The 7,403-nt window shown below is 35.1% G+C and carries 4 protein-coding genes, 10 tRNA genes, 2 rRNA genes and 1 pseudogene; 5 read left to right on the top strand and 12 right to left on the bottom strand.

What is annotated here, in order from left to right:
* Positions 1 to 370: 370 nt before the first annotated feature.
* The 5 genes and pseudogenes from J7E66_RS26820 to J7E66_RS26800 all read left to right on the top strand — a co-directional run.
* Entirely contained in the window at positions 371 to 1,597 is a 1,227-nt protein-coding gene (locus tag J7E66_RS26820) for a glucose-1-phosphate adenylyltransferase (RefSeq protein ID WP_215005772.1), read from the top strand.
* A gap of 376 nt (positions 1,598 to 1,973) precedes the next feature.
* Positions 1,974 to 3,323, top strand: a complete 1,350-nt coding sequence (locus J7E66_RS26815; RefSeq protein WP_215005769.1) for a DNA sulfur modification protein DndB — start codon at positions 1,974 to 1,976, stop codon at positions 3,321 to 3,323.
* 1 nt (position 3,324) lies between these two features.
* Positions 3,325 to 4,296, top strand: coding sequence for a phage lytic cycle repressor MrpR family protein (locus tag J7E66_RS26810; RefSeq protein WP_215005766.1), 972 nt, complete (start codon positions 3,325 to 3,327; stop codon positions 4,294 to 4,296).
* Between the two features lie 191 nt (positions 4,297 to 4,487).
* Entirely contained in the window at positions 4,488 to 4,685 is a 198-nt protein-coding gene (locus J7E66_RS26805; protein ID WP_215005763.1) for a hypothetical protein, read from the top strand.
* An 803-nt stretch (positions 4,686 to 5,488) separates the two neighbouring features.
* Positions 5,489 to 5,883: pseudogene (locus J7E66_RS26800) on the top strand (cell wall hydrolase); the annotation flags it as partial.
* A 76-nt stretch (positions 5,884 to 5,959) separates the two neighbouring features.
* Here J7E66_RS26800 and J7E66_RS26795 read toward each other — a convergent pair.
* The 12 genes from J7E66_RS26795 to J7E66_RS26740 all read right to left on the bottom strand — a co-directional run.
* Positions 5,960 to 6,033: transfer RNA gene (locus J7E66_RS26795), tRNA-Ile, on the bottom strand.
* A 9-nt stretch (positions 6,034 to 6,042) separates the two neighbouring features.
* Positions 6,043 to 6,116, bottom strand: a tRNA-Gly gene (locus J7E66_RS26790).
* A gap of 20 nt (positions 6,117 to 6,136) precedes the next feature.
* Positions 6,137 to 6,211 (bottom strand) — tRNA-Gln (locus J7E66_RS26785).
* Between the two features lie 13 nt (positions 6,212 to 6,224).
* Positions 6,225 to 6,300 (bottom strand) — tRNA-His (locus J7E66_RS26780).
* A 42-nt stretch (positions 6,301 to 6,342) separates the two neighbouring features.
* Positions 6,343 to 6,419, bottom strand: a tRNA-Asp gene (locus J7E66_RS26775).
* A gap of 3 nt (positions 6,420 to 6,422) precedes the next feature.
* Positions 6,423 to 6,496: transfer RNA gene (locus J7E66_RS26770), tRNA-Met, on the bottom strand.
* Between the two features lie 161 nt (positions 6,497 to 6,657).
* Positions 6,658 to 6,750, bottom strand: a tRNA-Ser gene (locus J7E66_RS26765).
* 23 nt (positions 6,751 to 6,773) lie between these two features.
* Positions 6,774 to 6,850, bottom strand: a tRNA-Met gene (locus J7E66_RS26760).
* Between the two features lie 19 nt (positions 6,851 to 6,869).
* Positions 6,870 to 6,945: transfer RNA gene (locus tag J7E66_RS26755), tRNA-Val, on the bottom strand.
* Positions 6,946 to 6,986: 41 nt separating this feature from the next.
* Positions 6,987 to 7,061 (bottom strand) — tRNA-Glu (locus tag J7E66_RS26750).
* A gap of 43 nt (positions 7,062 to 7,104) precedes the next feature.
* Positions 7,105 to 7,221: ribosomal RNA gene (gene rrf / locus J7E66_RS26745) — 5S ribosomal RNA — on the bottom strand.
* A gap of 57 nt (positions 7,222 to 7,278) precedes the next feature.
* Positions 7,279 to 7,403 (bottom strand): 23S ribosomal RNA (locus J7E66_RS26740); the annotation flags it as partial.

The following is a 7,403-nucleotide window of genomic DNA, read 5'->3' as shown; positions in this document are numbered from 1 at the left end:
CATTATTTGATAATCAAAGTGTGGAATCTTAATTGATGAAAACTGTTTAATCTTATTTACTAAAAACTGTTGAGTTCTACTTGACGGTTACAACAACAGCTTTTTTAAGGATTGATTTTAAAAATCTTTATAAAAAACCTGTTCTAGAAATATACGATTACTTCATACAATGAAAAGATAATAAGGGGTAGAAAACACAGTAAATATTATTACATTGCAAAGATTGAAACTATGAGAATAAAAATAAAATATATAATTAATTAAAATATGAATTTATATCCAAAAAAAGAAATAGCCCTCTTCTACTAGCCATGAGAAGATGATCGTTTATAACATTAATAAAGGATAATCCTTTACTATGGAGGTAACTATGACTAAAAAACAATGTATAGCGATGCTATTAGCTGGGGGAAGAGGGACTCGATTAAAAGAATTGACCAATTATATAGCAAAGCCAGCAGTTCCATTTGGTGGAAAATATCGAATTATTGATTTTCCATTAAGCAATTGCAGTAATTCTGGCATTGATACTGTTGGTGTTTTGACACAATATCAACCTCACACTCTTCAAAATTACATTGGCGATGGCAAGCACTGGAATCTACACCGAAAAAATGGAGGGGTCACTATTCTTCCATCTTTTCAATGTGAGTTGGGTGAAAGATGGTATGAAGGCACCGCCCATGCTATTTATCAAAACCTTCGATTTATTGAAAGTTACAATCCAGCGTATGTTCTAATTATTTCAGGTGATCACATTTATAAGATGGATTACAGTAAAATGCTTAAGCAGCATATAGAAACGTCGGCGGATGCCACCATTTCAGTCATAAACGTACCGTGGAGGGAAGCCAATCGATTTGGAATTATGAATATCGATCCCGACTCTAAGAAAATATTAAATTTTGAAGAAAAGCCAGAACAGCCTAAATCAAACCTTGCCTCTATGGGCATTTACATTTTTAATTGGAAACTGTTAAAAAAGTATTTAGAACAAGAAGAAAGAAAACCATTTTCAACTAAGGATTTTGGGAAGGATATTATACCTTCTTTGATAAATGATAATTGCAAACTATATGCATATAGCTTCAAAGGTTATTGGAAGGATGTCGGAACCATTCGTAGCCTCTGGGAAGCGAATATGGATTTACTTTCATTTAAAAGCAATCCAATTTTACAAAATGAAAACTGGACTATTTATACTCATGAAACTTCTCAGCCGCCATTGTATTTGGACGGAAAGGCTAGCACACACAAATCTTTAGTAAGTGAAGGCTGTAAGGTGTTTGGAAGTGTAGAAAATTCGGTTCTTTTTTGTGGAGTAACCGTGGGTAAAGGAGCTGTTATTAGAAATTCTGTTATTTTGCCCAATACTATTATTGGCGAAAATGCGGTGATTAACCAAGCAGTTGTGGGTAGTGGAACTGTAATTGAAGCCAATGTTAAAGTGGGAGAAGAACAGCCGTTTAGTGAAATTACCTTAATTGGGGATAATCAAACCATTCAAGTTAATAAAATAAAAAAGGCTTTACTCCTTAATTTAAGTAAAGCACCCTTTAGTCATAATGAACGAAACGACTCCCATCGCTTAACGTAGATTGCACTTGGTCATAATGTTACTTTCCATATCAAAACCAAGTGTAGAGCTACACACGAATAGGAGCTGATTATTATGAAGGTTTGCCAAAAGATTTGTTGGTTTAGACGCCTCAAACATACATAAGTTAAATGCCAGAAATATTTAAAGCAGCCAAATGGCTGTTTTTTTATTTTTAGTTATTTAATTTATTTGATTTCAATATGATTAATAATAAAGTTTGTTTATGTATACCAAAGGTATAAATATTAAAAAAATTTTAGTTGTCTAATTTATTGAATAATCACTTATTTTATCCTATGCAGCGTTAATTTAATTAATTGTAACTTGTATATTCAAAAAATCAAATATACAAATACTAAAGGATTGAATACTAATGAAAAAAAACGAGCTTAGAGGAAATTTAATTGAAGTCGTGACTAATATTAAAGAAGACAAAAAATTAGTTAACAAAATTAAAAAGGGTTTGAAGGAATACAAAATTTTACCGGGTCAAGTACAAAGTTATTTTAATAACCCCGATATATTATGGGAGGTAGATATCGAATCGGTCTACCTTTTTCTTGAACAAATTTATTCAGCTACCGGAAATCCAAAAATAAAACCATCAATATACTTTTCACCTAGAGAAATAAAAGAAATTAGGACAAATTTTGTTGGGTATCACACGAATAGTATAGTGTTCCCCTATACCTTTAGAAATGTACTTAAGGGAACGGAAGATGACTTTATTCTTTATATCAAGGCAAGTGAGATAAAGCGTCTTTTTGAAAATGGATTACTACAGTATAATCCAGAAACTCAACGTGAAATGAGACAATCGAAAGGTAAGGACTCGAACGAAATTATCGAAACTCCTAAAATTATTGAGAAAAGCATAATCGAAATGGAGGAGCTATTAAATAAAGGTGAAATGATTAGCACTATTATTACGTTAAACGCACGGTTAGGCAGTACAGATGATGAATCTGGAGAAGAATTACAATATGCAGAAGATTCGATGACATTAACTGTTACAAAGGGAACATTATTAGATGTACTAGATGGATTTCACCGCATAAACGCCATAGTCAGAGCGATAAGAAAAGATCCTTCTTTAGAAGCTATGTTCAAATTAAATATTTTACACTTGGGAAAATCTATGGCTCAACAGTACTTTAAACAATTAAATACAACTAACCCCGTTGGGAAAGGACAGTTAAAAAAATTGGGTGAATCCAGGCAGGCAGATTTTATTGCTAAACAAGTACAATACAATAGTGAAATAAAAAATAAAGTGGCAGCTTCAGATAGTATTGCGCCTTATTCAAATTTTTTAGTTACATTTAAAACACTTTCTGATGCAATTGATGAAGTTTTTAAAGTTGAAGATAAACGTACTGCAATACACACTGCTAATTATTTAATCGAATTTATCAATGAATTATTTTTCGCTTTCCCAAATGAATTTCTAGATGAAGTCGCGGTTGTTAGGAAAAATAGTTTAATCAATACGAATTCCATGTTTTATGGATATATAACTTTAGCAAGAAGAATGAAGGATGAATGTATTCAGTTGAACAAATTATTTGAGATTATTAAATGTATTGATTTTTCAAGACAAAATAAAGTATGGATAGAATCCGATATTTTAAATCAATCGCAAAAAATTCCAAAGAGTATAAAAAAACAAATATATAAATTCTTTAATGATATAGATTTATCAAAATATCAGGAAGGTGGTTAATTTGAAAAAGCTTTATAACGAAAACATAAAAATAGAGTATTTAATGTGTATTCCTGAAAATAGAAGAACTGTTTATAAATATGCACTCTGTAGAAGTTATGACACGGAGGATGTAGTTGGGAAAGATTTATTTGAGTTTAACACTAATGAAATTAAAGATGCATTAATCAATGCTGATCATTCTACATTTAATTCCATTAAATTAACGCTTCATGTTTTTGAGGACTATATAAATTGGGCCATTAAATCTGGAAAAACTCAAAGTAACATTAATCCCATTCTTTCAATAAAAAATGATGAGTTAAAAACCTACTTATCTAAGAAAAAAATTCTATTCTCGAAGTATGAAATACAAGACATGGAAAAAAAAATGGTCAATGCCCAAGATAAAGTGATCCTTCAGCTTCTATTTGAAGGCGTAAATGGGCATGGACTATCAGAGCTATTAAACTTAACCCAATCAGATGTTGATCAGGCCAATCAAATATTGAAGTTAAATGATGATAAATATGGAAAAAGAAGTGTCAAGGTTTCAGAAAAATGTTTAACTTTTGTCATGGAAGCGCTTAATCAAACTCATTACCAAAATAAGAATGGTACCTCAATGGGGAATAACCCTGAATTACCATTAGTAAAAAATAATTACGTTCTAAGAACGGCCACTACAAGGGTACAAAATTTTAAAAGAGCAGATAAACATTTAATTTATAGGAGAATATCCACCATTGCTGATTTTTTTGGTTATAAGTATTTAACAACTAAAAACATTGAAAAGTCAGGCATGATTGCTTTTGCTGTTGTTTTGTATCTCGAGCGAAAAAAATTAGATAATGAGGAATTATCAATTATCGGTAATCAGTTTGGAGTTAGAAAGGTTGTAATGAATGGTCATGAAATATTTAACTTCTCTTTGCTTAAAGAATTTATAAATGCAAATACGATCTTTGATTTATATAACATAAATATAACTTGATGGTTTATCTAATCTCTATCCTGCTGGATAGGGATAGAATTTGAAAACAAATTTAAAATAATTAATACATTCGTACTATCATATTCCGTATAATGGTAACTATTAGGAAAATATACATATTGGAAAAACCTAACAATTTGTTTATGATTAAAAATGTGAATATAGATATTTTGTCTTAGGGGGAAAAAAGTTTGTCCGTAGTATATGGTAAAATTATCTTAGAGGTATCCATTCAAGATAGTAAATTAGAAAATTTATTAAAAGTAACAAAGGGAATTAATAAATATAATATTGAACTTTATGAGATTGATATCTTAACAAGCTCAGGAGATGTGTACAGTTTAAAGGTAGATGATGTTGATGTAGAATGGTACTTAAAAGAAAAATGATATTATCCACTGCCTGTCATTGAAAAAGTATGTTGAATTTTGTCGATTGATATGCACCCCTGATCGGTCAATGGAGCGCTCTTTCATAGTCGCCGATCGCCGACAAACTACTAACTCCCCCCTTATGCAGCCCATTTATAACTTAGCAGTTTTCATTTTATTCATTCCTAATTATACCAAGACATCAAGCAATTTTAATCAAACGTTTGATTAGTTTTTTATTGAATCAGCAATCGGTGTTACAAGTTTGTTCTTAATCGAAAAATTAAAGGAAATACAAGTAAACATAATCAAAAAATTGTGCCCACAGAAATGATTATTAAGAGCTCTGTAGCAAACGTTCTAGAAAAGAACGACTAAGTAAAAATTATTTGTTTACCTTAAACTTAGAGTCAACGGACACCGAGCCGTTGGCTTTTTGCTATTTCTCGCTTTCCAGAGCAGGACCCTTTTAGTGGTGCCGTTGTGAACGGAAAGATTCAACCCGCCCTCAAATTTCATTGGTGTATAACTAGATTTTCCAAGGGTAAAGTAATCACAAATGGTTACATAGGTGGTTGGGATGAATCAAAAGGTAATTAGTGCCACTCATATCTATATATTACTTATAATTTCAACAGGTTTTATTGTCCATGTTCTAAGCATCCCGATGTTATTAACCGCTTCTAAGCGGGACGCTTGGATCAGTGTCATTTTCAGTTCCACTCCCTTCATCCTTTGGATCCTGCTTGTTTTTTATATTTATAAAAAACTAAACAAAAATAATCGAACAATAAGCTCTTTCCTAAAGGGCTCAAATATAACGCGGATCATCAGGTAATAATAACAATTCCGCTAATGTACCTAACGGTTATTCTCAAAATGATATTCAATTTATGTCAATCGCAGTATACGGGGAATCACGCGGAGAGGAATACATGGGTCAAGTTGCTGTTGCAGCAGTTATTTTGAACCGAGTCAGCCATTCATCGTTTCCAGATACGGTTGCGGGTGTCATCTATCACCGGGGGCCTTTACTGCGGGTGCGGATGAACTTAACCCCAAATGCCACTGCGAAAAAGCGGTACTAGATGCCATTAATGGCTGGGATCCTAGTGGTGAGGCGATTTACTATTTTAATCCTGATACCGCGACAAGTGCTTGGATATGGAGTCGACCACAAATTAAAAAAATTGGTAAACATATATTTTGTAAATAATTGTTTTATCTATAACAAAAAAAAGACTTCAAAGCTATTTAAGCTTTCAAGTCTTTTTTGATGGATAAATTTATGATGGGCCTAAATGGACTCGAACCATCGACCTCACGCTTATCAGGCGTGCGCTCTAACCAGCTGAGCTATAGGCCCAAATTGAATTGGAGCGGGTGAAGAGAATCGAACTCTCATCATCAGCTTGGAAGGCTGAGGTTTTACCACTAAACTACACCCGCGTTGAAAAAAATAAGCAAAATGGCTGGGCTAGCTGGATTTGAACCAACGCATGTCGCAGTCAAAGTGCGATGCCTTACCGCTTGGCTATAGCCCAATATTAAAATAAATGGGGCGACTGATGGGAATCGAACCCACGAATGCCTGAACCACAATCAGGTGCGTTAACCACTTCGCCACAATCGCCAAAATCTATAAATTAATAGCAGGTACCCTACTAGAAAAAAATGGCGGTCCGGACGGGACTCGAACCCGCGACCTCCTGCGTGACAGGCAGGCATTCTAACCAACTGAACTACCGGACCAAATTGCGGGGACAGGATTTGAACCTGCGACCTTCGGGTTATGAGCCCGACGAGCTACCAGACTGCTCCACCCCGCGACAATAAAAATTATATAGTTTTGTCCATGCTCAATGTTCCATGGACTGTATCAATCTCAGTAAGCATATGCAAGCAGCAGCTCGATTGATACAACTCGCAGATTATTCATGAAGCAATGCTCGTTGCTCCACCCCGCGACAATAGAAATAAAGTAATACTATGGAGGAGGAAGAGGGATTCGAACCCCCGCGCGGTATGACCCGCCTGTCGGTTTTCAAGACCGATCCCTTCAGCCAAACTTGGGTATTCCTCCAGTTAAAAATAAGCAAAAACATTTGGTAGCGGCGAAGGGAGTCGAACCCCCGACCTTTCGGGTATGAACCGAACGCTCTAGCCAGCTGAGCTACACCGCCAAAAAAACAAATATTATAATGGTGGAGGATGACGGGCTCGAACCGCCGACCCTCTGCTTGTAAGGCAGATGCTCTCCCAGCTGAGCTAATCCTCCACTATATTGGAAGTTATTTTACGCAAACTCGTAAAAAACTTTGGTGACCCCTACGGGACTCGAACCCGTGTTACCTCCGTGAAAGGGAGGTGTCTTAACCGCTTGACCAAGGGGCCATCTATTAATATTAAGCAAAAATAATAGCCCCAATTAGGGCTAGCCCGGCAGCGTCCTACTCTCACAGGGACGCGTGTCCCAACTACCATCGGCGCTGAGAAGCTTAACTTCCGTGTTCGGTATGGGAACGGGTGTGACCTTCTCGCCATTACTGCCAGACTATATGAGGGTTTCATTCCCTCAAAACTAGATAATTGACAATCATCATATAAAATTTTGGTTAAGTCCTCGAACGATTAGTATCAGTCAGCTCCACATGTTACCACGCTTCCACCTCTGACCTATCAACCTGATCATCTTTCAGGGTTCTTACTAGCTTGCGCTATGGGAAATCTCATCTT

The sequence above is a fragment of the Bacillus sp. ISL-7 genome, from assembly GCF_018613065.1.
Note: the sequence above shows the minus strand (reverse complement) of the source record. Positions and strands in the feature narration are given on the sequence as shown.